Annotated in this window: 20 protein-coding genes; 11 read left to right on the forward strand and 9 right to left on the reverse strand. The window is 62.0% G+C overall.

The window, feature by feature from the left end:
- Positions 1-30: 30 nt before the first annotated feature.
- The 4 genes from ATY77_RS15385 to ATY77_RS15400 all read left to right on the forward strand — a co-directional run bounded on the left by ATY77_RS15385 (position 31) and on the right by ATY77_RS15400 (position 6,241).
- On the forward strand, positions 31-1,914 hold the full coding sequence (locus ATY77_RS15385) for an ABC-F family ATP-binding cassette domain-containing protein (RefSeq protein ID WP_088687987.1): 1,884 nt from the start codon (positions 31-33) through the stop codon (positions 1,912-1,914).
- Between the two features lie 126 nt (positions 1,915-2,040).
- The gene (locus tag ATY77_RS15390) at positions 2,041-2,889 is read left to right on the forward strand and encodes a polysaccharide deacetylase family protein (protein WP_088687988.1); all 849 of its coding nucleotides are present in this window, start codon (positions 2,041-2,043) and stop codon (positions 2,887-2,889) included.
- A 188-nt stretch (positions 2,890-3,077) separates the two neighbouring features.
- Positions 3,078-5,117: a prolyl oligopeptidase family serine peptidase gene (locus ATY77_RS15395; RefSeq protein WP_088688237.1), complete on the forward strand. Its 2,040-nt coding sequence runs from the start codon at positions 3,078-3,080 to the stop codon at positions 5,115-5,117.
- 200 nt (positions 5,118-5,317) lie between these two features.
- Positions 5,318-6,241 carry a Gfo/Idh/MocA family oxidoreductase gene (locus ATY77_RS15400; RefSeq protein ID WP_088687989.1) on the forward strand — a complete coding sequence of 308 codons (924 nt, stop codon included), beginning with the start codon at positions 5,318-5,320 and terminating at the stop codon, positions 6,239-6,241.
- Between the two features lie 56 nt (positions 6,242-6,297).
- Here the strand turns inward: ATY77_RS15400 and ATY77_RS15405 are convergent, their stop codons facing one another.
- Positions 6,298-6,747: a DNA polymerase III subunit chi gene (locus tag ATY77_RS15405; RefSeq protein WP_088677039.1), complete on the reverse strand. Its 450-nt coding sequence runs from the start codon at positions 6,745-6,747 to the stop codon at positions 6,298-6,300.
- On the reverse strand, positions 6,747-8,237 hold the full coding sequence (locus ATY77_RS15410; RefSeq protein WP_088687990.1) for a leucyl aminopeptidase: 1,491 nt from the start codon (positions 8,235-8,237) through the stop codon (positions 6,747-6,749). The genes ATY77_RS15405 and ATY77_RS15410 overlap by 1 nt, the downstream gene beginning before the upstream one ends.
- Positions 8,238-8,381: 144 nt before the next feature.
- On the opposite strand from ATY77_RS15410, the gene ATY77_RS15415 reads away from it, so the two are divergent.
- From ATY77_RS15415 to rsmA, 7 genes are all read left to right on the forward strand, one after another.
- Positions 8,382-9,155: a phosphatase PAP2 family protein gene (locus ATY77_RS15415; RefSeq protein WP_088687991.1), complete on the forward strand. Its 774-nt coding sequence runs from the start codon at positions 8,382-8,384 to the stop codon at positions 9,153-9,155.
- Between the two features lie 100 nt (positions 9,156-9,255).
- Positions 9,256-10,437 carry an LPS export ABC transporter permease LptF gene (lptF, locus tag ATY77_RS15420; protein WP_088687992.1) on the forward strand — a complete coding sequence of 394 codons (1,182 nt, stop codon included), beginning with the start codon at positions 9,256-9,258 and terminating at the stop codon, positions 10,435-10,437.
- Positions 10,434-11,522: an LPS export ABC transporter permease LptG gene (lptG, locus tag ATY77_RS15425; RefSeq protein WP_088687993.1), complete on the forward strand. Its 1,089-nt coding sequence runs from the start codon at positions 10,434-10,436 to the stop codon at positions 11,520-11,522. Before lptF ends, lptG begins: the two co-directional genes overlap by 4 nt.
- Positions 11,522-13,849: an LPS-assembly protein LptD gene (locus ATY77_RS15430; protein ID WP_088687994.1), complete on the forward strand. Its 2,328-nt coding sequence runs from the start codon at positions 11,522-11,524 to the stop codon at positions 13,847-13,849. The genes lptG and ATY77_RS15430 overlap by 1 nt, the downstream gene beginning before the upstream one ends.
- 176 nt (positions 13,850-14,025) lie before the next feature.
- Positions 14,026-14,967: a peptidylprolyl isomerase gene (locus tag ATY77_RS15435; protein WP_088677034.1), complete on the forward strand. Its 942-nt coding sequence runs from the start codon at positions 14,026-14,028 to the stop codon at positions 14,965-14,967.
- A gap of 6 nt (positions 14,968-14,973) precedes the next feature.
- Positions 14,974-16,002, forward strand: coding sequence for a 4-hydroxythreonine-4-phosphate dehydrogenase PdxA (gene pdxA / locus ATY77_RS15440; RefSeq protein WP_088687995.1), 1,029 nt, complete (start codon positions 14,974-14,976; stop codon positions 16,000-16,002).
- The gene (gene rsmA / locus ATY77_RS15445; RefSeq protein ID WP_088687996.1) at positions 16,002-16,829 is read left to right on the forward strand and encodes a 16S rRNA (adenine(1518)-N(6)/adenine(1519)-N(6))-dimethyltransferase RsmA; all 828 of its coding nucleotides are present in this window, start codon (positions 16,002-16,004) and stop codon (positions 16,827-16,829) included. The genes pdxA and rsmA overlap by 1 nt, the downstream gene beginning before the upstream one ends.
- On the opposite strand, the gene gmk is transcribed toward rsmA, so the two are convergent.
- From gmk to fabD, 7 genes are all read right to left on the reverse strand, one after another.
- A complete protein-coding gene (gene gmk, locus ATY77_RS15450; protein WP_064682104.1) occupies positions 16,826-17,488 on the reverse strand; it encodes a guanylate kinase in 663 nt (220 codons plus the stop codon). The two genes, rsmA and gmk, sit on opposite strands and share 4 nt — an antisense overlap.
- A 3-nt stretch (positions 17,489-17,491) precedes the next feature.
- Positions 17,492-18,379 (reverse strand): YicC/YloC family endoribonuclease, encoded by an 888-nt coding sequence (locus tag ATY77_RS15455; protein WP_088677031.1) that lies wholly within the window; start codon positions 18,377-18,379, stop codon positions 17,492-17,494.
- A 19-nt stretch (positions 18,380-18,398) separates the two neighbouring features.
- Complete coding sequence (mltG, locus tag ATY77_RS15460; RefSeq protein ID WP_088688238.1) at positions 18,399-19,637, reverse strand: endolytic transglycosylase MltG; 1,239 nt, start codon at positions 19,635-19,637, stop codon at positions 18,399-18,401.
- 168 nt (positions 19,638-19,805) lie between these two features.
- The gene (fabF, locus tag ATY77_RS15465) at positions 19,806-21,065 is read right to left on the reverse strand and encodes a beta-ketoacyl-ACP synthase II (RefSeq protein ID WP_088687997.1); all 1,260 of its coding nucleotides are present in this window, start codon (positions 21,063-21,065) and stop codon (positions 19,806-19,808) included.
- Positions 21,066-21,158: 93 nt separating this feature from the next.
- Positions 21,159-21,395: an acyl carrier protein gene (locus ATY77_RS15470; protein ID WP_003547058.1), complete on the reverse strand. Its 237-nt coding sequence runs from the start codon at positions 21,393-21,395 to the stop codon at positions 21,159-21,161.
- Between the two features lie 285 nt (positions 21,396-21,680).
- Complete coding sequence (gene fabG, locus ATY77_RS15475) at positions 21,681-22,418, reverse strand: 3-oxoacyl-[acyl-carrier-protein] reductase (RefSeq protein WP_088687998.1); 738 nt, start codon at positions 22,416-22,418, stop codon at positions 21,681-21,683.
- Positions 22,419-22,449: 31 nt separating this feature from the next.
- Positions 22,450-23,394: an ACP S-malonyltransferase gene (gene fabD, locus ATY77_RS15480; protein ID WP_088687999.1), complete on the reverse strand. Its 945-nt coding sequence runs from the start codon at positions 23,392-23,394 to the stop codon at positions 22,450-22,452.
- Between the last annotated feature and the right edge of the window lie 163 nt (positions 23,395-23,557).

Below are 23,557 nucleotides of genomic sequence, written 5' to 3' on the forward strand. Positions count from 1 at the left end.
TGACGGGCGCTTTCGGCCAAAACGCCGGCCATGATCACAATCACAGACATTTCCGCCCGCATCGCCGGCCGCCTGCTTCTCGACAATGCCGCCGTGTCGCTGCCTTCGGGCACGAAGGCCGGCCTCGTCGGGCGTAACGGCGCGGGCAAATCCACGCTGTTTCGCGTCATCACCGGCGACCTCAGCGCGGAAACCGGATCAGTCTCGATCCCCAAGGGCGCGCGCATCGGTCAGGTGGCGCAGGAGGCGCCCGGAACCGAGGATTCGCTGATCGAGATCGTGCTTGCCGCCGACAAGGAACGCGCGGCGCTGATCGCCGAAGCGGAAACGGCGAGCGACCCGCACCGCATTGCCGAAATTCAAATGCGCCTCGTCGATATCGACGCGCATTCGGCCGAAGCGCGCGCAGCAAGCATTCTGGCCGGCCTCGGCTTCGACCAGGCGGCGCAAGCCCGCCCCGCCTCCTCCTTCTCGGGCGGCTGGCGCATGCGCGTCGCCCTTGCGGCCGTGCTGTTTGCCGAGCCGGATCTGCTTCTGCTCGACGAGCCGACCAACTATCTCGATCTCGAAGGTACGATGTGGCTGGAGGACTATATCCGCCGCTATCCGCACACCGTCATCATCATCAGCCACGACCGCGACCTCCTGAACAACGCGGTCAATTCCATCGTGCATCTCGACCAGAGGAAGCTCACCTTCTACCGCGGCAATTACGACCAGTTCGAGCGGCAGAAGGCGGAAGCCGACGAATTGCAGACGAAAGCCAAGGCGAAGAACGAGGCGGCGCGCAAGCATCTGCAGAGCTTCATCGACCGCTTCAAGGCCAAGGCCTCGAAGGCGCGCCAGGCGCAATCGCGCGTCAAGGCGCTCGAGCGCATGGGAACGGTTGCTGCCGTCATCGAGGACCATGTACAGCCGATCACCTTCCCCGAGCCGGAGAAGCAGCCGGCCTCGCCGATCGTGGCAATCCAGGGCGGCGCCGTCGGCTATGCGCCCGGCAAGCCGATCCTGAAGAACCTCAGCCTGCGCATCGACAATGACGACCGCATCGCCCTGCTCGGGTCGAACGGCAACGGCAAATCGACCTTCGCCAAATTCATCTCCGGCCGGCTCGCGCCGGAAAGCGGCGAGCTCAAGCTCGCCCCGGGCCTGAAGATCGGCTTCTTCGCCCAGCACCAGCTCGACGACCTCATCCCGGAGCAGTCGGCGGTGGAGCATGTGCGCCGGCTGATGCCCGCCGAGCCGGAGGCCAAGGTGCGCGCCCGCGTCGCGCAGATGGGACTGGCGACGGAGAAGATGGCAACGGCTGCCAAAGACCTTTCCGGCGGCGAAAAGGCCCGCCTGCTGATGGGGCTTGCCGCCTTCCATGCGCCGAACCTGCTCATCCTCGACGAACCGACCAACCATCTCGACATCGACAGCCGCCGCGCGTTGATCGAAGCGCTGAACGACTACGACGGCGCAGTCATCCTGATCTCGCACGATCGCCACCTGATCGAGGCGACGGTCGACCGCCTCTGGCTGGTCAATGGCGGCACCGTCACCAGTTTCGAAGGCGACATGGACGAATACCGGGACCTGATCGTCAGCTCCGGCAGAAAAAAAGAAGAAAAGCCGCAGGCCGCCGACGAGACGACATCGAAGGCCGACCAGCGCAAGCTCAATGCGGAAAAGCGCGCCTCGCTGACGCCGCTCAGGAAAAAGATCAACGAAATCGAATCCTTGACGGCCAAGCTGGAGAAACAGATTCAGGCGCTTGACGCAGAACTTGCAGACCCCGCCCTCTACGAGAAAACGCCCGCCAAGGCCGCCGAGAAGGCAAAGCAGCGCGGCGAGGCCGCGGCAAAACTCGCCGCCGCCGAAGAAGATTGGCTGATGCTGTCGGCCGAATACGAAGAGGCGATGGCAGGATAGCCACAGCCATCAATGAAACTCGGCGAAGCGCCGCGTTTCGGCACAATTCCGGCCGATCTCAACCGATCGTTAACCATAATTCGAAAGGTTGCCTCAACATTCATTACTGATTTGTTGAGCCCTTTCATGCACCGCTTTCTCGTTCTGTCCTGCATCGCCCTGACAGCCGTTCTCACCGCTTGCAGCACGACCAGACAAGCTCCTGACACATCGATCAAAACCTCCTCGGTGATTGCCCCCGAAGGGCAAAAGCCTGCCGATATGGCCGATGGCGATGCCACACCGCTCCTTCCGGCCGGCCCGCATCATCTGGCCGGACGAACGCTGGAGGTCGGCTCGCTTGCCGATCTCAAGCTCGACAACAAGGAAGTGATCCTGAGTTTCGACGACGGTCCGGTGCCCGGGCGGACGGACAAGGTGCTGGCAACGCTCGACCAGTTCGGCGTCAAAGGCGCCTTCATGATGGTCGGCCAGATGGCCGAGATGCACCCGAAGCTCGCCCGCAAGGTGGCGATGGACGGCAATACGATCGGCAGCCACACCTACCGGCACGCCAACCTGAATGCGCTGAGCTTCGAAGCGGCGATGGCCGAAGTCATGAAGGGCGAAATGGCGGTGACCAAGGCGACCGGAACGGATGTCTCCTTCTTCCGCTTCCCCTACCTTGCCGAGAGCCATAAGCTGCGCGCCGCAATCGCCATGCGCGACATGGTGGTCATGGATGTCGATATCGACAGCAAGGACTATTTCACCGGAACGCCGGCCTCGGTGACCCAGCGGACCATGGACCTGCTGCACAGACGCGGCCACGGCATCGTCCTGATGCACGACATCCACAAGCGGACCGCGACGATGCTGCCGACCCTGCTGTCGAAACTCGAGGCCGAAGGCTACAAGGTGGTGACGCTGAAATTCAAGGGGACTCGCGCCCCGAGCAATCTCGTCGCCTCAGCCGATCTCACCACGACCCGCTAAGGCGGGTTGCAAAGGCGGGACCGGCTGTCCTCGAGCCTTTCCTGGTCAGATTGAAGCATTCTGCCGGAGCAGGTTGGCTGAAACGGGCCGGTCGATCATCCGACTCCTTTTGAGCCAACAGAATGCTTCAATCTGACCAGGAAAGGCTCTAAACCAGTGCGATCGCAATGAAAGCCGATAGGTCCGACATGAATCTTCACCTCGAAACGGACGACGATCTCCGCACCCGCCAGTTCATCGACGAGCACAACGCGCACTCGGACACGGCGCTTAGAACGGCTGAGTTCGCCGCGGATCGCGATGCGATCAAGGCGCTGATCGAGCGGCAGGACAGGCTGATCATCCCAATGCGGCGGGGCAGCTGGCTGTTCGACTTCCGTCAGACCAAGGACAATCCGCTCGGCATCTGGCTTCGCCTGCCCGCCGGCCAGAACCCGTCGCCTGATGCCGAGTGGGAGCCGGTATTCGATCTCGACGCCTTCTGCGTCAGCGAGGGCAAGCGCTGGAACTGGCGCGGCGCCGTGACCTGCCCCTGGGAGCCGACGCGTGTGCTGCTCCTTCTGTCAGACGGCGGCTCCGACCTTCTCCGGTTGCTCGAATTCGATGCCGAAACCAGACAAGTCGTCGAGGGCGGCTTCGACACTCCCGCCGTGCGGTCGCACGCCAATTGGCTGAGCCGTGACGAAATCTGTTATTTCGGTTCCATCGACCGGTTTTCGGCGACCCGCTCCGGATGGCCGCGCGTCGGGCGGCGGCTGAAGCGCGGGCAGCGGCCGGAAGATGCCGCCGTCATGTTCGAGGCTGCGGACGAAGATGTCTACGGCTCCAATCTCGTCATCGACCCCGCCCTGTCCGGTGGCTCGCGGGATGCCGGATTGATCAGCATTTTTGTCGCCGGTCATGAGATCGGCGTCGCAAGCGCTTTTCTCATCGACGACGATGGTAAGCGGCAGCGCATCGATCTGCCTGCGGAAGCCGACTTCCAGTTCAATCGCGATCATTGCCTCTGGCGAGCGAAGACCGATGAGCGCGTTCCCACCGGCAGCCTCGTGCTGCAGCGCTTCGACCCGACATCTGAGAGCGTGCTCGGGCCGGAGCGGATCCTGTTCCAGCCCGGCGAAGGCCAGTCCATCTCACAGCTGATGCTGATGCGCGAATGGTGCGTCTTCATTATCTCCGACCGGCTGCGTCCGCGTCTGATGGTGCTCGATCTGACAAGGCTGGATGCCGAACAGCGCGAGATCCCGCTGCCCGCGGACATGCAGACGGCCCATTTCAGACCGCTCTACGCGGATCTGCATCTCGGTGACGATACGGTTCATATCGTCGGCCAGGGTTTTCTGCAGCCTCCGGCCTGCTACCGCCTGGAACTCTCGGATCGCAGCAGAGAGGCCGAGCCGGTTTTCGTCGCGGCCGCACCAAGTTATTTCGATGCAACGGATATGTCGTCCGAACTGCTGGAAGCTGTCTCGGAAGACGGAACGAGGGTTACATACCGGCTGGTGTTGCCGAGGCAGTGGACCAAGGGAGAACTGCCGGTGCTGCTTTATGGCTATGGCGGCTTCGATGTTGCGCTCTCCCCGAGCTATTCCGGCGTAACGGGACGCTGGCTGGAGCAAGGCGGCGCCTTTGTGCAGGCCTATATCCGCGGCGGCGGCGAATTCGGACCCGACTGGTATCGCAGCGCCAAACGGCAGGGACGAGACAAAGCCTTTGCCGATTTCGTCGCCATTGCGCGCGATCTCGTCGCCCGCGGCTACACCGTGCCGTCACGGATCGCCTGCCAGGGCGGCAGCAATGGCGGCCTGCTGACGGGCGTCATGCTGACGCGCTATCCGCAGGATTTCGGCGCCGTCTGGTGCCAGGTGCCGGTGCTCGACATGACGCGCTTCCATCTGTTCAGCGCAGGAAAAGCCTGGATGGACGAATATGGTGACCCGGATACGCCGGCGGACCGGGATTTCATGCTCGGCTATTCGCCGCTTCACAATGTCAGGCCCGCAGCCGAGATCGCCTATCCGCCGATCTACATCGAAAGCTCGGCCAATGACGACCGCGTGCATCCCTCGCATGCGCGCCGCTTTGCGGCGCGGCTCGAGGAGGCAGGGCATCGGCCGCTCTTCCATGAATTCGGTTCGGGCGGGCATGGCGGCGACGGCAATTCCGAGGAGCGCGCGGCCCGCGTGGCGATGGGTTACAGCTTCCTTCGCCAGACCATCATGCGCTAACGCATACGCGTGAAACTGTGCAGCGGCTTTGCTGCAATGACATGGGTAAAAACAAAGACCTAGGGCGGAATCAGCGAATCTGAAAGATCGCGATGCGCTTCAGGATGCGATAGAATGCATGAGGAGAGCTTGTCGGCGCTCCTCTTTCTGCTACAAGAAGCTCAATAAATCATACTTTTCACAGGCTCGAGCGAAACACCATGTCTCCTATCAACCTCGCCATCGTCGGCGTCGGCAAGATCGTCCGCGACCAGCACCTTCCCTCCATCGCCAAGAACCCGGACTTCAAGCTCGTCGCCACGGCAAGCCGCCACGGCACGGTCGAAGGCATCAACGCCTATACGACGATCGACGCGATGCTTGATGCCGAGCCCTCGATCGATGCCGTTTCGCTCTGCATGCCGCCGCAATATCGCTACGAGGCAGCCTATAAGGCTCTCCTCGCCGGCAAGCACGTCTTCCTGGAAAAGCCGCCTGGCGCAACGCTCAGCGAAGTCGCCGATCTTGAGGCGCTCGCCGCAAGACAAGGCGCGTCGCTTTTTGCCAGCTGGCATTCGCGCTATGCGCCGGCCGTCGAGGCCGCCAAGGCGTTTCTTGCCTCGACCACGATCAGCAGCGTGCATGTGATCTGGAAAGAAGATGTCCGCCACTGGCATCCGAACCAGGAATGGATCTGGCAGGCCGGCGGCCTTGGTGTTTTCGATCCCGGCATCAATGCGCTGTCGATCGTCACCCATATCCTGCGGCCGATCTTCATCACCGGGGCCGTGCTCGAATTTCCTGAAAACCGCGATGCGCCGATCGCTGCCGACATTCGCTTCCAGAATGCGGAGGGCCTGCCGATTCACGCCGAATTCGACTGGCGCCAGACCGGCAAGCAGAGCTGGGACATCGTCGCGGAAACGGCCGCCGGCCAGATGGTTCTCTCCGAGGGCGGCGCCAAACTTTCGATCAACGGCACGCTGGCATTCGCCGAGCCGGAGCAGGAATACCCCTCGCTCTACCGCCGCTTCGCCGAAATCATCAAGGCCGGCAAATCGGATGTCGATCTCGCGCCGCTGCGCCACGTCGCCGACGCCTTCATGCTCGGCAAGCGGAAGTTCGTCGAAGCCTTCCACGACTGAGTGATTGGCGGTCCTTGCCTGTCGGCCCGACGGCAAGGACCATCCCGACGGCACGTTTAAGCCTTCTTCTCCCACCGCCCTTCCGGCGTCTGCTGCCAGTAGGTGAGGTTATGCCCCTCGCCTTTCAGCCTCTTCCATTGCGCGCGTGCGGCGTCCAGTTGCTCCTGGTCGTGACCGTCGAACATGAAGACGACGCGCTCGTAGGCTGCGACCGGCGGCGGTTCGGCGCCGTCGACGATGAAGCGCACGGTGGCTGCGTTGGCATTGTCCGATGTCACCGTCAAAAGCACGGGCTGGCTCTCGGCGAAATCCGTCTCATCGGTGCCGTGCGGCAGAAAACTCTCCTCACGAAAAGTCCAAAGATGCGTGTCGAGCGCGTCGCGTCGCGCCGGTTCCCGCGTCTGGACGGCGACGCGCCAGCCGCGCTCGACGCTTTTGTCGATGAGCGGCGGAAGCGCATCCTCCAGCCTGGTTTCGGTCAGATGATAGAAGAGAACGTCGGTCATCAGGCTTCATAATGGGCGCGGACGAGCTCGTCGAGCAGGCGCACGCCGAAACCGGACCCCCACGACTGGTTGATCTCGTCCTGCGGCGAGCCCATCGCCGTGCCGGCAATGTCGAGATGGGCCCAGGGCGTCTCCTGCACAAAGCGCTTGAGGAAATGCGCCGCCGTGATCGAGCCCGCCTGCCGGCCGCCGGTATTCTTCATGTCGGCGAATTTGCTGTCGATCAGCTTGTCGTAATCCTTGCCGAGCGGCATGCGCCAGAGCTTCTCGTTGGTCGAGAGGCCGGCTGCCGTGAGTTGGGCCGAAAGCTTGTCGTCATTGGAGAACAGGCCCGCATGCACGTTGCCGAGTGCGACGACGATCGCGCCGGTCAGCGTGGCGAGATTGATCATGAACTGCGGCTTGAAACGATCGTTGCAATACCAGAGCGCATCGCAGAGCACGAGGCGGCCTTCGGCATCGGTATTGATCACCTCGATCGTCTGGCCTGACATGGAGGTGACGATATCACCGGGACGCTGGGCGTTGCCGTCAGGCATGTTCTCGACCAGGCCAATGATGCCGACGGCGTTGACGGCGGCTTTGCGGGAGGCAAGCGCATGCATGAGGCCGGTGACGGCTGCAGCGCCGCCCATATCGCCCTTCATGTCCTCCATACCGGCGGCCGGCTTGATCGAAATGCCGCCGGTATCGAAGACGACGCCCTTGCCGACGAAGGCGACGGGACGATCCTTGGGTTTGCCGCCTTTCCACTGCATGATCGCAAGACGCGGCGGGCGCACGGAGCCCTGGGCAACGCCGAGAAGGGCGCCCATGCCGAGACGGCGCATCTCCTTCTCGGTCAGGATCTCGACTTCGACGCCGAGCTTTTCCAGCTCCTTCGCCTTGGCCGCAAACTCGACAGGGCCAAGCACGTTCGGCGGCTCGTTGACGAGGTCACGGGCAAGATTGACGCCGCCGGCGATGGCTTCGGAATCGGAAAAGGCCTTCTTGGCGCCGGCAGGATCAGCAGTGACGATCGTCACCTTCACGGATTTCGCCGGCTTTTCCTCCTCGTCGTTCTTCTTCGTCTTGTAGGTATCGAAGCTATAGGCGCGCAGCAGCAAACCGAGCGCGAAATCGGCGGCTGCCCGGGCCGTCGTCTCGAGGCCGGGAACATCGATGAAGATTGCTGCCTTGTCGGTATTCTTGATTTTCGATGCAGCGGCACCCCCGGCCCTCAGCCAGTCATGGGCGGTGAGCTCGGCAGCCTTGCCGAGCCCGATGACGACGATGCGCTCGACGGGCGCGGCTTCGGGAGCGACGATATCGAGAGCGGCCATGGACCTTGCGGAGAATCGGCCGATCCTCGCGGCCTTGGCGACCACGCCGGCCGGATCGACCGTTTCGACGCCCGCAGCGCTCTCGGCCTCGGTCGTCTTCAGCAGGATTGCCAGGCCGCCATTGAGCTTTGCCGACTTTGAGAATGAAATTTCGAACTTTGCTGACATGTCTTCTCCGCTGGGATTCTTCGGGATCCGTTCCTGGCGGATAATTTCGTGTTTGGCGGGTCTGTCAATGGCTTGCGACAATTGTTATGGTCGCCCAGGGCCATCAGGGCCTCTCTGTTCTCGTCAGTTCCGTAGATATTCGCGTTGACAATTTTTTCGAAAAATCGGTGGCACGGCTCGGCAATCCGCCTGCCGAAAACGACTTTCGGTGCATTCGTGCTGCTGTTCTGGACGTGGTGGGCGTTGCTTGCTGTGTTCCGCGCCTTCCCCGAAATAGACATCTATTTTTCCCGGCTTTTTTTCGTGGCTGTAGATTGCGACGCGACGGCTGCGGCCGGCAGCATCTGCGGAGGCTTTCCCTATCGCGACTCGGGGAATTTCGACCTGCTGCGCACCATCTTCCTCCGCCTGCCCTATGTGGTGGCGATCGTTATGGCGTGGAAATTCATCGAATGCTATCAGCAGCATGGCGCGACTTTCAATGCCGAGAGGGCGCGCAAGCTCAAAGTCGCATTGGGAACGCTGCTGATCGGGCCGGTGCTGCTCGTCAATGTCATCCTGAAGGAACATTGGGGGCGGCCGCGGCCGCTGCAGACGGACATTTTCGGCGGCCCTCTGCATTTCGCCGAGGCAGGTTCGCTCGCCGGCAAATGCGTGTCGAACTGCTCCTTCGTCTCCGGCGAGGCGGCGAGCGCCGGCTGGCTGCTCTGCCTTCTGTTCTTCGTTCCGAAATCGCTGCGTTACGCGATCGTGCCGCCCGTGGTGGTGATCTCGATCCTCACGCCGGCGATGCGGCTATCCTTCGGTGCGCATTACCTTTCCGATGTCCTGCTCGGATGGCTTTCTTCGATCGTCATCTTCGCCGCGCTGCTGGCATTAACTGAGTCGCAACAGGGCCAAAAAAATTCTGAAATTTGAATGAATTTTTGACACCAGCTTGTCGCAAAAGCGCGACAAAGAGCGTAGAGGGATTCTCCTGCAAGCCGCTTGGGCGTGCAGGGTGCTTTCAAGGGCCGGCATGAAACTACTCGAGACATACATATTACGGCGCGTCGGCCAGATGTTTCTCGTGGCGCTGCTGCCCGTGCTGGCGATCATTTGGACGACACAGGTTCTGCAGCGCATCAACCTCGTCACCGACAGCGGCCAGTCGATCGGTTCGTTCGCCAAGCTGGCGACGATGATCCTGCCGTCGATCATTCCCGTCGTGCTGCCCTTCGCGCTCGTCATCGCCATCACGCAGACATTGACGACGATGAACAACGATTCCGAGCTCACCGTCATCGATGCGGCAGGCGCGCGGCGCAGCATATTGATTCGTCCGATCCTGCTGCTTGCCGCCGTCATCAGCGTCTTTTCCTTCTTCGTCGACAACATCGTCGAACCGCGGGCAAAGACCGTAGTCCGCCAAATGATCGCGGAGACCTATGCCGACCTGCTCTCGTCAGTGATCGAGGAGAAGACCTTCCGCAAGCTCGACGAAGGCCTCTATGTGCAGATCTCCAAGCGCATGGCGGGCCGCACGCTGAAAGGTCTCTTCGTCGCAGACGAGCGCGATCCGGCCTACGAGCTGATCTATTACGCCAAGGAAGGCGCCGTCGACGACAAAGGCACGACGCTGATCATGCATGACGGCGAGGTCCACCGCAAAACGCCGGATGGCAACGTTTCGGTCATCAAATTCGATTCCTATTCCTTCGACCTCTCGGACATGACGGAAAATCGCGGTCAGGCGACGTTGCGCGCCAGCGACCGTGACCTGTGGTTCCTGTTCAATCCCGACCCGGCCGACAAGGACTATACGATCCGGCCGCAGAGCTACCGCGCCGAGCTGCACCGGCGGCTGACGGACTGGATCCTGCCCGTCGTCTTCGCGCTGTTTTCGCTGGCGATCGCCGGCGATGCGCGCTCGCACCGCGAGGCCCGGCTGCATCCGATGATTAGCGCCCTCGCCTACGCCTTCACGCTTCGCTGGGCGGCCTTCTACGCGGCCAATCAGATCGACACCGATCCTGAATATATCGCCGTCCTCTACGCGATCCCGATCGTCAGTAGCATCATTTCGATCGTCTTCCTGGGCCTGCACAAGCGACTGGTCATGCCTTCGTTCATCCGGGATCGGATCTCGTCGTTCTGGAGACGGATGCAGGAGAGACTGCTTGCCGCTGCAGGCAGGACCGGCGGGGGCGCTACCCAATGATGTTCGGTACATTGTCGCGTTATTTTTTTCGTCGTTATCTGGCGACGACGGGCTGGTTCCTGATCGGCGTGTCGGCGATTAGTTTCCTCCTCGATTTCAGCGAGACGGCGGGCCGCATGTCCGGCCTGCCCGGCTACACGATCGGCGGCGGCATCCTGATGACCGCCGTTCGCCTGCCGCTCATCCTGCAGCAGACGGTGCCGTTCATCACGCTGTTCGTCGGCATGACGGTGCTGATCGGTCTCAACCGCAAATATGAGCTCGTCGTGACGCGGGCAGCCGGCATTTCCGTCTGGCAATTCATGTTTCCCTTCATCGTCGGATCCCTGGCCATCGGCGTGCTGACGATGACGGCGCTCAACCCGCTTGCCGCCTGGGGACAGCGTCAGGCTCTTCTCGTCGAATCCGACTGGCGCGGCGAAAATGCGGTCCTGCGCAAGGCGCCGCAGATTCCGTGGCTGCGCCAGATCAGCGGCCGGGACGATGTCATCATCGGCGCCCAGACCGTTCAGGAAAACGGGACAAAGCTGATCGACGCCGTGCTGATCCATTTCGATTCAAGCGGTCAGGTCATTCTGAGACAGGACGCCGCGACAGCAAAGTTAGAAGATGGTTACTGGCAGCTTAACACCGTCGTCGAGCGCAAGCCTGGCGAAATCCCCGTGCGCAAAGCTTCGGTTCAACTTCGCACCAATCTGAAACAGGATTTCGTCCAGGAGCGGCTGACGGCGCCGGAAACAATTGGTTTCTTTGACCTTTCGAACCGCATTGCAGCGGCCAAATCCTTCGGCATCTCAACCAAGGCGCTGGAGACGCAATTCAACTCGCTGTTGTCCCAGCCGTTGCTGCTGGTGGCGATGACTCTCATTGCTGCAACAGTGTCCCTAAAATTTAGCCGGTTCAACCAATCCCGCTCCGTGATTCTGGGTGGCATCCTCGCGGGCTTCGTGCTTTATGTCATCACCGTGCTTGTTAAAGCATTCGGAAGCAGTGGAGTCGTGCCTCCTTTCGTGGCGACGTGGATACCGGTGGTCGTCGCGTTGGCGTTGGGCGCGACTATTCTGCTTCATCAGGAGGACGGCTAGTGGCGGCAGGCGACCGCAAGTACTTTAGTAAACAGTTGGTTGCCCTGCTTGCCGGCGCGACTCTATGTTCCTATTTCAGCAGCGTTCCGGCCTCTTTCGGCCAGGTCACGACGCCCGAACAAAATATCCAGCAGAAGATCCCCGAAGGAGCCAAACTTCTCCTGTCGGCCAATGAACTCGTCTATAATCGCGATGCGGACATGGTGTCGGCGATCGGCGGCGTGCAGATCAACTATGGCGGCTACAAAATGGTCGCTCAGAAGGTCGAATATAATCAGAAGACCGGCCGGATGACGGCGATCGGCAATGTCGAGCTGGTCAGCCCCGACGGCAACCGCATCTACGCCGACAATCTTGATGTGACCGACAATTTCGCCGACGGGTTCCTGAACTCGCTGCGCATCGAAACCTCCGACAACACACGTATCGTCGCCGAAAGCGGCGAGCGGGTCGGCGGCACGCTGATGATTCTCAACAAGGGCGTCTATACCGCCTGCCTTCCCTGCGCCGAAGATCCCAAGCGGGCGCCCTTCTGGCAGGTGAAGGCGCAGCGTGTCATCCAGAATGGCGAAACGCACACGGTCCGGCTGGAGCGGGCGCGATTCGAGCTGCTCGGCCATCCGATTGCCTTCCTGCCGTTCATCGAGGTTCCCGATAACACGGTGAAGCGCAAGTCGGGCTTTCTCTTCCCGACGATGAGCCTGTCGCAGAATCTCGGTTTCGGTCTTTCCATTCCTTATTATTACGTGATCTCGCCGAGCATGGATGCGACGGTCACCGCCACCGGCTACACGGCCCAGGGCTTTCTTGTCGAAGGCGAGTTCCGCCAGCGTTTTGAAAATGGCACGCATATCCTGCGCGTCGCCGGCATAGACCAGGCAACCCCGGGCAATTTCAGCTCCGGCACCAGCGATGCCGAAGCCGAGCGGCGCGGCATGGTGGCGTCGAAGGCAGAGTTCCGCATCAATCCGCGTTGGACGTTCGGCTGGGACGTCATGGTCCAGAGCGACAACAACTTCTCGAAAACCTATAAGCTGCGCGGGCTCAGCAGCACAGATCGCACCAACCAGATCTACCTGACGGGATTGGGCAAGCGGAATTACTTCGACATGCGGGCGTTCTATTTCGACGTCCAGGATGCCGACCGGACGAACACGGCCGAAAAGCAGCAGGCGATCGTCTATCCCTCGCTCGACTATCATTATGTGGCGCCGCAGCCGCTTGCAGGCGGCGAACTGTCGGCCGATGTCAACCTGACGAATATTTCGCGCACCCATGACGACTTCTATACCGTCGACGGCTTCGACCGCTTCCGCGGCCTGAAGGGACAGACCTCGCGCCTGACCGCGGAGCTGCAGTGGAAACGCACCTACGTCACGCCGACCGGCCTGGTGATCACGCCGCTGCTGGCTGCGCGCGGTGACGCCTTCGCGCTGAACATGGACGATCCGACCGGCTATGGCGGCAACTATTATGACGGCAATTCCGCCACCCGTTCGATGTTCACTGCCGGGCTGGAGATTCGTTATCCGATCCTGATGACGACTGACAACAGCACCCACATCCTCGAGCCGATCGCCCAGATCTATGCCCGCCCGGACGAGCAGCTCGCCGGCCGGCTGCCGAACGAGGATGCGCAGAGCTTCGTCTTCGACGCCACCTCGCTGTTCGACCGCGACAAATTCTCGGGCTACGACCGCATCGAAGGCGGCACCCGCGCCAATGTCGGCATTCAGTATACCGGCACGTTCGACAGCGGCTACAAGCTGCACGGCCTCTTCGGCCAGTCCTACCAGATCGCGGGACAGAACTCGTTCGCCACCGATGACCTTGTCAATGTGGGTGCGGATTCGGGCCTGGAAACCGCTCGCTCCGACTATGTGGGTCTCGGGGGCATCGAAACGCCGTTCGGCGTTTCCGTGACAGCCTCCTACCGCCTCGACGAGAAGGATTTCGATTTCCGCCGCGGCGACCTGACGACGGCTTACCAGAACGACACCTTCTCCACGCAGGTGACTTACACCCACCTCAGCGCGCAACCGGCATATGGCTTCGCTGACGACAACGACGAGATCCAGACCAGCAGCCGCGTCAAGTTCAAGGATTACTGGTCAATCTTCGGCGGTATTGCCTGGGATCTGAACAATGAGGTGCTCAGCCGCCGCACGCTCGGCCTCAGCTACGAGGACGAATGCACGATCTTTACGATCGCCTATACCGATACGAGGGACGCCGACGATGAGTCGGGAAGTGACTGGACGATCGGCGCTCGGCTGACCTTCCGCACGCTCGGCGATATCAAGATCGGCACCGATAGCGTCGAATGACGGACAGGGACATGACCTTCAGTCATTCTTTCGCCGTAAGCCTGTGCAGGACATTGCCGCCAGTCGATATCTGAGGCATAGCGGTCTCGCGCCATGATGGAAGCGATTTCCGCTTGTCTCGCACTGTGGTAAGAACGCCGCGAACACGTCTCGCGGCGCCATCGGGAGGTCAACAGATGATTGACGCGAAAAAAGCCATAACAGCCTTCATCACGGGGGCAACGATTACGCTGGCTGGCTTTGCGGCTCCGGCATTTGCCGCAAGCGAAGTCAAAGCCGTGGTGAACGGCACCGCCATCACCAGCGGCGACGTCGCCAAGCGCCAGGCCTTCTTGCGGCTGCAGCATACGAAGGCGGACGCCAAGACTGCCGAAGAGCAACTGATCGACGAGACGCTCAAGCGGCAGGAGGTCGCCCGCGTTCGTATGTCGGTTTCGCAGCAGGACGTCGATGCCTCGTTCGCGCGCTTCTCGAGCGGCAACAAGCTTTCCGTCGAGCAGATGTCGCAGATCCTCGATCGCGCCGGCGTCGGTGTCGACCATTTCAAGGGTTTCATTGCCGTGCAGATGAGCTGGCCGCGCGTCGTCAATGCGCGCTACGGTTCAACGTCTCGGCTGTCGAATTACGACCTCGTGTCCCGGATGATGCAGAACAACAAGCAGAAGCCGGTGACGACGGAATATATGCTGCAGCAGATCATCTTCGTCGTTCCGCAAGCCAAGCGCGGCGCCATCACCGGCAAGCGCAAGAGCGAGGCGGAGGCATCGCGCTCGAAATTCCCCGGCTGCGACCAGTCAAAGGTTTTTGCCGCGACGATGCGCGACGTTTCCGTGCGCGACCTCGGCCGCATGCTCGCCCCGGAGATCCCGCCGGATTGGAAGCCGCTGGTCGAACAGGCCAAGGGCAACACCACAGGCACCCGCGTCACCGACAAGGGGGTAGAATACCTGGCAATCTGCAGTCAGCGTCAGGTTTCCGACGACCAGGCCGCCGAAATGGTCTTCCGCCAGGAAGATCTCGACAAATCCAAGGCCGACAAGAGCGGTCCGCCGGAAAACGAGAACGCCAAGAAATACCTGGAAGAACTGCGCAAGAAGGCGCAGATCGCCTATCGCTGACAGACGATGGCAATACCGTTCTCACGACCGCTTGCGCTCACTCAGGGCGATCCCGCCGGCATCGGGCCGGACATCACCCTGATGGCGTGGCTCCGGCGGCGTGAACTCGGGTTGCCGCCTTTCTTCCTGATCGGCGACCCCGATGTCCTGGCGTTAAGAGCCCGCCAGCTCAATCTGACGGTTTCGATCCGCGAGAGCGATGGCGCCAGCGAGGCTGCCGGTATCTTTGCCGATGCACTGCCCGTCATGACTGTGCCGGCCGGCATCGAGGTGGTGGCCGGCGAGCCGCACGAGGCAACGGCGAAAGGCACGATCGCGGCGATCGAGAAAGCCGTATCACTGGTGATCGATGGCGAGGCGCTTGGCGTCGTCACCAACCCGATCTCCAAAAGTGTGCTCTATGAAGCAGGCTTCCGCTTTCCCGGTCATACCGAGTTTCTGGCGGATCTCGCCGCGAAGGCGACAGGCCGGCCGGTCACGCCTGTGATGATGTTATCAGGACCGAAGCTCAAGGCTATTCCCGTCACCATCCACATTCCGGTTCGGGACGTGCCGCAGGCGCTGACGAGCGAACTGATCATGGAAACCTGCCGCATCGCCCATGAAGACCTGAGGCAGCGCTTCGGCATCGAGGCGCCGCGGCTTGCCGTTGCCGGTCTCAACCCGCATGCCGGCGAAGGCGGGGCAATGGGCAAGGAGGATGAGACCATCATCCGTCCGGCAATCGAGCGCCTTCGCGACGAGGGCATCGATGCGATCGGCCCCCTGCCCGCCGATACGATGTTCCATGACGAGGCGCGGGCGCGATACGACGTCGCCGTCTGCATGTATCACGATCAGGCACTGATCCCGGCCAAGACACTCGGCTTCGACGACAGCGTCAACGTGACGCTCGGGCTTCCCTTCGTCCGCACCTCGCCGGACCACGGCACCGCTTTCGGCATCGCCGGCAAAGGCTTGGCACGCGAGCAGAGCCTCGTCGTGGCGCTGAAGCTTGCCGCGCAGCTCGGCCGCAGCATGGAAAGCCGCCACTGATGGCAGCACTTGACGGTCTGCCGCCGCTTCGCGACGTTATCCAGCGTCATGGCCTCGATGCGCGCAAGGCGCTCGGCCAGAACTTCCTGCTCGACCTCAACCTCACCCAGAAGATCGCCCGCACGGCCGGTCCTCTCGAGGAAGCCACCGTCTTCGAGGTCGGCCCCGGCCCCGGCGGGCTGACGCGCGCGATCCTGGCGCTCGGCGCCAAGAAGGTGATCGCCGTCGAACGCGACGCGCGCTGCCTGCCGGCGCTCGCCGAAATCGCCGGTCATTATCCCGGCCGGCTGGAGGTGATCGAAGGCGACGCGCTCAAGACCGATTTCGAGGCCCTGGCGCCGGAAGGTCCGGTCAAGATCATTGCCAACCTGCCCTATAATGTCGGCACGCAGCTGCTGGTCAACTGGCTGCTGCCGAAGGCCTGGCCGCCGTTCTGGCAGTCGCTGACGCTGATGTTTCAGAAGGAAGTCGGCGAGCGTATCGTTGCCAGTGAGGATGACGATCATTACGGCCGTCTTGGCGTTCTCTGCGGCTGGCGGACGGAAGCTCGCATGGCCTTCGATGTTCCGCCGCAAGCCTTTACGCCGCCGCCGAAGGTAACGTCGACCGTCGTGCAGTTGCTTCCCCGGGAAAACCCTATTCCCTGCGCTGTCGGCAATCTGGAAAAGGTGACGCAAGCCGCCTTCGGCCAGCGCCGCAAGATGCTGCGTCAAAGCTTGAAGCCGCTCGGCGGCGAGAGCCTGCTCGTCAAGGCAGGGATCGACCCGGCGCGCCGGGCGGAGACCTTGTCCGTCGAGGAATTCTGCCTGCTTGCGAATTCCCTTTAAAGCGACGGCGTCTCTTCCAGCAATCCACGGACGAAATCGAACATGCCATGGCGGCGGTCGCGGCGCAGGCGCTCAGCCTTGACGATCGACTGAACGGCATCGAAGGCGGCGTTGAGGTCGTCGTTGACGATGACGTAGTCATATTCGCGCCAGTGGGCGATCTCGGCGCGACTGTTGGCCAGCCGCGTCTGGATGACCTCTTCCGAATCCTCGGCGCGGCGGTGCAACCGCGACTGCAGCTCGGTCATGGTCGGCGGCAGCACGAAGATAGAGACGACGTCGGCCGACATCTTCTCCTGCAATTGCTGGGCGCCCTGCCAATCGATGTCGAAGAGCATGTCGCGGCCCTCGGCCATGGCTTGCTCCACCGGCTCGCGCGGCGTGCCGTAGAAATTGCCATGCACCTCGGCCCATTCGAGCAGCGCATCGCTATCGCGCAGCCGCTCGAACTCGCGCACGCTCTTGAAGTGGTAATGCACATCCTCGACTTCGCTCGGGCGGCGCTGGCGCGTGGTGACGCTGACGGAGAGGCCGATTTGCCTGTCCTGCTCCAGCAGCGTGCGCGCGATGGTGGACTTGCCGGCGCCCGACGGCGACGAGATAACAAGCATCAGACCGCGGCGGGCGATCTGGACGGGCGAGGATTTCGCCGGTTTCATGTCCTACTCCAAATTCTGGACCTGCTCGCGGAACTGGTCGATCACGACTTTCAGCTCGATGCCGGCGGCGGTGACCGCCGAAGCATTCGACTTCGAACAGATGGTATTCGATTCGCGGTTAAATTCCTGTGCAAGGAAGTCCAGCCGGCGGCCGGCGGGGCCGCCTTTCACCAGAAGATCGCGTGCAGCGGCAATATGCGCCTTGAGCCGATCAATCTCCTCGCGCAGATCCGCCTTGGTTGCCAACAGCGCGGCTTCGGCGTGTAGCCTGTCGCGGTCGAGGGCAGCCATGCCGTCCATCAACAAAGTCACCTGTGCGGTAAGCCGCGCCGCGATCTCCTGCGGCGAGCGCGAGGGATCGCTCTCGATCACACGCGTCAAGCCTTCGATCGTGGCGACATGGTCGAGAAGAATGCGGACGAGCGCCGATCCCTCCTGTTCGCGCATTGCCCTCAGATCGGAAAGAGCGGCCAGCAGACCGGCGGCGATATCGGCGTCACGGGTGGCGAGCGCCTCCTCGCTATCCTCGCCTTCGCGGAATTCCACGATGCCGCGCACGAGAAGCAGCGTGTCGAGCTTCAGCGGCGCGGGGTCGATCATGCCTTCCAATTGCTCGCGCATGGCAAGCACGGCGGCAAGCGCTTGCCTGTTCAGCACCGCCTCGAAACGGTTCTCGTCAGCGGTGACCGACAGCGATGCCTGCAGGTTGCCGCGGCTGAAGCTTTCGCCGGCAAGGCGGCGAACCTCCGCCTCCATCCGTTCAAGCCCGGGCGGCAGGCGCAAGCGCAGGTCAAGGCCCTTGCCGTTGACCGAGCGCAGCTCCCATGCCCAGCGCCAGCGACCGCTCGTTCCCTCGCGCCGCGCAAAACCGGTCATGGACTGCAGAGCCATGCGAGCCTCCCGAAATCTGTCAGTTGATTTTCTTTTTCTTCGGCGGAACGACGGCCGCGCCATTATCTGCCGGCGGCTCCTCCGGCTGGCCGTCAACCGCTATGTTCGGATCCGAACCCTTGTCGGCCTCGAGCTTACGCCAGCGTTTGACGTTGGCGTTATGCTCCTCGAGCGTGGCCGCGAAGACGTGGCCGCCAGTGCCGTCGGCAACGAAATAGAGATCCTGCGTCTTCCAGGGATTGGCGACGGCTTCCAGCGCATCCTTGCCGGGATTGGCGATCGGCGTCGGCGGCAAGCCCTTGATGACATAGGTATTGTAGGGCGTGTCCCGCTTCAGGTCCGACTGGTAGATCGGCCGGTCGGCAGGTTTTCCCTCGCCGCCGAAGAGGCCGTAGATGATAGTCGGGTCGGACTGCAGGCGCATGCCCTTGCCCAGCCGGTTGAGGAAGACGGAGGCGACATGGGCGCGCTCGTCGGGAACGCCGGTTTCCTTTTCGACGATCGAAGCGAGCGTCACGAATTCTTCTTTGGACCGTAGAGATAGCGACGCGTCACGCTTATCCCAGATCTGGTCGACGAGCTTTTGCTGTGCCGCCGCCATCTGCTGGATGATCTCCGAACGCTTGGTGCCGCGCGAGAATTTGTAGGTATCCGGACGCAGGCTGCCCTCGGCCGGCAGCGCGGCCGGTAAGTCGCCTTCCAGCACCGGATCGGCCAGCATGCGGTCGAACATCTGGCGGACCGTCAGGCCCTCGGGGAAGGATACGGAATAAAGGATGGACTTGCCCGATTTCAAAAGCTCCATGATATCGCTCATGGAAGCCTTCGCCTTGATCTCATATTCTCCGGCCTTCAGGCTCTCTCCGGCCGACAGATGCGTGGCTGTGAGATAACGGAAGATGCGGGCATCGGTGATGATGGCGTTGCGCTCGAGGTTCGAGGCGATTTCGGCCAGGCCAGCGCCGTTGCGAACGATGAAATTGGTGTTGGTCTGCAGCGGACCGGGGCTCTGATAGGTCGATTTGGCGTAGTAGAAGCCGATGACGGCAACGATGCAGACCAGGACTGCCATCGTCATAATGAAGTTCAGGAAAAGAACAACCTGGCTGCGGGCATTCTTGGACCGCTTCGGCGGCTCCGGAACGCGCTCCGGGCGCAGGGCCTCGTTCGGCGATTTGGGGATGATCGGTCCCTTCTGCGCTTGCCGGCCGTTCTCGCCCTGCGGGGTATCGTTGCTCTGGTTCGTCGTATCGCTCACCGGCAATCCTCTAAAACTTGGCCTTCACTTCGCTATTTCGCGAAGCAATGCGGCAAAAGCAGGTCTACCGCCGCTCAATGACGCCGGTCACTGCTGTGCTTTCGCACGCCCTGCCATGCGCGTGCAGGACGGCCTTATCGACGGCGTCGGGATACCCGTGGGTATCCGCTAGGCGTAACGGCGCAGCACGAGCGATGCGTTCGTGCCGCCAAATCCGAACGAATTGGACAGCGCCACGTTGATTTCTCGCTCACGCGCCTTGTGCGGAACAAGATCGATCGCCGTCTCGCGTTCGGGATTGTCGAGATTAAGCGTCGGCGGCGCGACATTGTCGCGGATGGCGAGCGTGGCGAAGATCGTCTCGATGGCGCCGGCCGCGCCGAGAAGGTGGCCCGTCGCCGACTTGGTCGAGGACATGGAGATCTTCGACGCTGCGTTGCCGACCAGCCGCTCGACGGCGCCGAGTTCGATCGTGTCGGCCATGGTCGATGTGCCGTGGGCGTTGATGTAGTCGATGTCGGCCGGCGTCAGCCCGGCGCGCTTCAGCGCCATCGCCATGCAGCGGCCGGCACCCTCGCCGTCTTCGGACGGCGCGGTGATGTGATAGGCATCGCCCGACAGGCCGTAGCCGACGACTTCGGCGTAAATCTTCGCGCCGCGCGCCTTGGCGTGCTCCAGCTCCTCGAGCACGACGATGCCGGCGCCCTCGCCCATGACGAAGCCGTCGCGGTCGCGGTCATAGGGGCGCGAAGCCTTCTGCGGATCGTCATTGTGCTGGGTCGACAGCGCCTTGCAGGCGGCAAAGCCTGCCAACGAAATGCGGCTGACGGGAGATTCCGTGCCGCCGGCGACCATGACGTCGGCATCGCCAAGCGCGATCAGCCGCGCGGCATCGCCGATCGCATGCGCGCCCGTCGAGCAGGCGGTAACGACCGAATGATTGGGTCCGCGCAGCTTGTGGCGGATCGACACTTGGCCTGAAACGAGGTTGATCAACCGGCCGGGAATAAAGAAGGGGGAGATGCGGCGCGGGCCCTTGTCGCGCAGGGTGTAGCCCGCCTCGACGATGCCTTCGATGCCGCCGATGCCGGAGCCGATCAGCACGCCGGTGGCGATCTGGTCCTCGTCGGTCTGGGGATGCCAGTCGGCATCGGCAAGCGCCATGTCGGCGGCGGCCATGCCGTAGATGATGAAGGGATCGACCTTGCGCTGCTCCTTCGGCTCCATCCACTGATCGACATTGAAGGTGCCGTCGGCACCGTCACCGAGCGGGATACGGCAAGCGATCTTGGCGGGAAGGTCGTCAACCTCGAATTCGGTGACCAGACGGGCGCCGTTCTGGCCGGCAAGCAAGCGCGACCACGTGACCTCTGTTCCGCATCCCAAGGGTGATACCATGCCGGTACCGGTTATGACGACACGTCTCATCGCGTGCTTTCCCCCGTCTCTTATGTTCTATGGAGAAATATGCCGATAAGAAAAGGGCGGACTCCCGGCCCGCCCTTTCTCAAATGCACTGGATCAGGCCTGGGCCTTCTCAATAAACTTCACAGCATCGCCGACCGTCAGGATCGAGTCAGCGGCGTCGTCGGGAATTTCAACGCCGAATTCTTCTTCGAAAGCCATGACAAGTTCGACAGTGTCGAGCGAGTCAGCGCCCAGATCGTCGATAAAGCTGGCGCTCTCGACGACCTTGTCGGCATCGACGCCAAGATGATCAATAACAATTTTCTTTACGCGTTCTGCGATATCGCTCATGTCGGTTTCCTCGACCTTATGTCCTGATCGGCATGCCGTTACGGCATCCCTACCTGTTTCAGCCTGCGATGTTTTCAGACATCCTCGGCAAACTCGTTTACCCGGCTTCAGAGATGTCCCAGGCTTGCGAAAAGCCCGCCGGTCCGTCTGCTTTCTCGGGACGACTGTTCACAGTCATGGCCCGCTTAACATGCTTTATGTCTGCCGCAAAGCCAGAAAATCAACGCTTCGTGATTGCTCAACATGCTATTGCGGGAATTATTCCCGTGGCGATGGTTTGTCGTTTCAGATCATCGCCATGCCACCGTTTACATGCAGCGTCTGGCCAGTCATGTAAGCGGCCTCCGAGGAGGCGAGATAGGCGACGGCGGAAGCGACTTCGCCGCCCGTACCCATGCGCCGCATCGGGATCGCCCCCATGATCGCTTCCTTCTGCTTGTCGTTCAGCTTGCCGGTCATGGCGCTTTCGATGAAGCCGGGCGCGACGCAATTGACCGTCACGTTGCGGGTGGCGATCTCCTGCGCCAGCGATTTGGTGAAGCCGATCATGCCGGCCTTGGAGGCGCAGTAATTGGCCTGGCCTGGATTGCCGGTGACGCCGACGACGGAGGTGATGTTGATGATGCGGCCATAGCGGCGGCGCATCATCGGATGCGTTAATTCGCGCGTCAGGCGGAAGGTCGCGGTCAGGTTTACTTCGAGAACGGCGTCCCAGTCCTCGTCGCTCATGCGCACGAAGAGACCGTCCTTGGTGATGCCGGCATTGTTGACCAGAATATCGACGCCTTCGAGATCGGCTTCCGCCTTCTGGCCGAGCGCCTTGACCTCGTCGCGGTCCGACAGGTTGGCCGGGAAGATCTTGACGCGCTCGCCGAGCTCGGCTGCCAGCGCTTCCAGCTTCTCGACGCGGGTGCCGTGGAGGCCGACGATCGCCCCCTGCTTATGAAGAAGGCGGACGATTTCTTCGCCGATACCGCCCGATGCGCCGGTGACGAGAGCCTTGCGGCCGGAAAGATCGAACATGGAAACGTTCCTTATTGTCTGGAGATAGCAATCAGGCCATGAGGGCGGCGACGGCCGCATCGATGTCGGCAGGACCATTGACCGAGACGCCGTTGATCGTTTTGTCGATGCGGCGGGCAAGACCGGTCAGCACCTTGCCGGAGCCGAGTTCATAAAGCGTCGTGACGCCGTTGCCGGCGAACCATTCCACCGTCTCACGCCAGCGGACCTGACCGGTCACCTGCTCGACCAAGAGACTCGCGATCTCGTCGGCGCCCGTGACGGGGGCTGCGCGGACATTGGCGATCAGCGGGACGACGGGGTCGGATTTGGCAACCGTTGCCAAGGCCTCGCGCATGGCGTCGGCGGCGGGCGCCATCAGCTTGGAATGGAAGGGAGCGGAAACCGGCAGCAGGATGGCGCGCTTGGCGCCCTTCTCGGTCGCATGGCCGGCCGCCTTTTCGACGGCCGCTTTTTCACCCGAGATGACGATCTGGCCGCCGCCATTGTCGTTGGCGATCTGGCAGGCGCCGGTGGCTGCGGCCGCCTCGCAGACGGCAACGACGTCGGCATGTTCGAGGCCGATGATCGCGGCCATGGCGCCGACGCCGACGGGAACGGCCGCCTGCATGGCATTGCCGCGGATGCGCAGCAGCCGCGCGGTGTCGGCGAGAGAAAAAGTGCCGGCAGCACAGAGTGCGGAATATTCGCCGAGCGAGTGGCCGGCGACATAGGCGACCTTGGACTTCAGATCCAGTCCCTTGGCCTCGAGAATGCGGACGACGGCGATCGACACGGCCATCAGGGCCGGCTGGGCATTCGCCGTCAAGGTCAACGTGTCCTCGGGACCGTTGAACATGACGTCCGAAAGCTTTTCACCGAGCGCCTCGTCGACCTCTTGGAAAACGGCGCGCGCTTCCGCGAAATTCTCGGCGAGATCCTTGCCCATGCCGACGGCCTGGCTGCCCTGGCCGGGAAAAGTGAAAGCGATGGTCATTCTCGTATCCCTGGTTGCGCCCCTCGAGGCTATTTTGCCTCCAATTGACATTCTTTCCCGGAGAGTCAAGTGGCGGCCCGCTCTCTGCAAAGCCTTTCGCACCGGCACAAAAGCCCGGTTTTGCTCTTGCGCTCCGTCAAATCCGGCCTAGATTTGCGCGGGC

This window comes from Rhizobium sp. R634, assembly GCF_002211305.1.
Lineage (GTDB): Bacteria > Pseudomonadota > Alphaproteobacteria > Rhizobiales > Rhizobiaceae > Rhizobium.

Excerpts from the sequence above, each read along its gene's own strand:
- ATY77_RS15385 (WP_088687987.1), top strand. The coding sequence starts at position 31 with ATGATCACAATCACAGACATTTCCGCCCGCATCGCCGGCCGCCTGCTT.
- ATY77_RS15390 (WP_088687988.1), top strand. The coding sequence starts at position 2,041 with ATGCACCGCTTTCTCGTTCTGTCCTGCATCGCCCTGACAGCCGTTCTC.
- ATY77_RS15395 (WP_088688237.1), top strand. The coding sequence starts at position 3,078 with ATGAATCTTCACCTCGAAACGGACGACGATCTCCGCACCCGCCAGTTC.
- ATY77_RS15400 (WP_088687989.1), top strand. The coding sequence starts at position 5,318 with ATGTCTCCTATCAACCTCGCCATCGTCGGCGTCGGCAAGATCGTCCGC.
- ATY77_RS15405 (WP_088677039.1), bottom strand. The coding sequence starts at position 6,747 with ATGACCGACGTTCTCTTCTATCATCTGACCGAAACCAGGCTGGAGGAT.
- ATY77_RS15410 (WP_088687990.1), bottom strand. The coding sequence starts at position 8,237 with ATGTCAGCAAAGTTCGAAATTTCATTCTCAAAGTCGGCAAAGCTCAAT.
- lptF (WP_088687992.1), top strand. The coding sequence starts at position 9,256 with ATGAAACTACTCGAGACATACATATTACGGCGCGTCGGCCAGATGTTT.
- lptG (WP_088687993.1), top strand. The coding sequence starts at position 10,434 with ATGATGTTCGGTACATTGTCGCGTTATTTTTTTCGTCGTTATCTGGCG.
- ATY77_RS15435 (WP_088677034.1), top strand. The coding sequence starts at position 14,026 with ATGATTGACGCGAAAAAAGCCATAACAGCCTTCATCACGGGGGCAACG.
- pdxA (WP_088687995.1), top strand. The coding sequence starts at position 14,974 with ATGGCAATACCGTTCTCACGACCGCTTGCGCTCACTCAGGGCGATCCC.
- rsmA (WP_088687996.1), top strand. The coding sequence starts at position 16,002 with ATGGCAGCACTTGACGGTCTGCCGCCGCTTCGCGACGTTATCCAGCGT.
- gmk (WP_064682104.1), bottom strand. The coding sequence starts at position 17,488 with ATGAAACCGGCGAAATCCTCGCCCGTCCAGATCGCCCGCCGCGGTCTG.
- ATY77_RS15455 (WP_088677031.1), bottom strand. The coding sequence starts at position 18,379 with ATGGCTCTGCAGTCCATGACCGGTTTTGCGCGGCGCGAGGGAACGAGC.
- fabF (WP_088687997.1), bottom strand. The coding sequence starts at position 21,065 with ATGAGACGTGTCGTCATAACCGGTACCGGCATGGTATCACCCTTGGGA.
- ATY77_RS15470 (WP_003547058.1), bottom strand. The coding sequence starts at position 21,395 with ATGAGCGATATCGCAGAACGCGTAAAGAAAATTGTTATTGATCATCTT.
- fabG (WP_088687998.1), bottom strand. The coding sequence starts at position 22,418 with ATGTTCGATCTTTCCGGCCGCAAGGCTCTCGTCACCGGCGCATCGGGC.
- fabD (WP_088687999.1), bottom strand. The coding sequence starts at position 23,394 with ATGACCATCGCTTTCACTTTTCCCGGCCAGGGCAGCCAGGCCGTCGGC.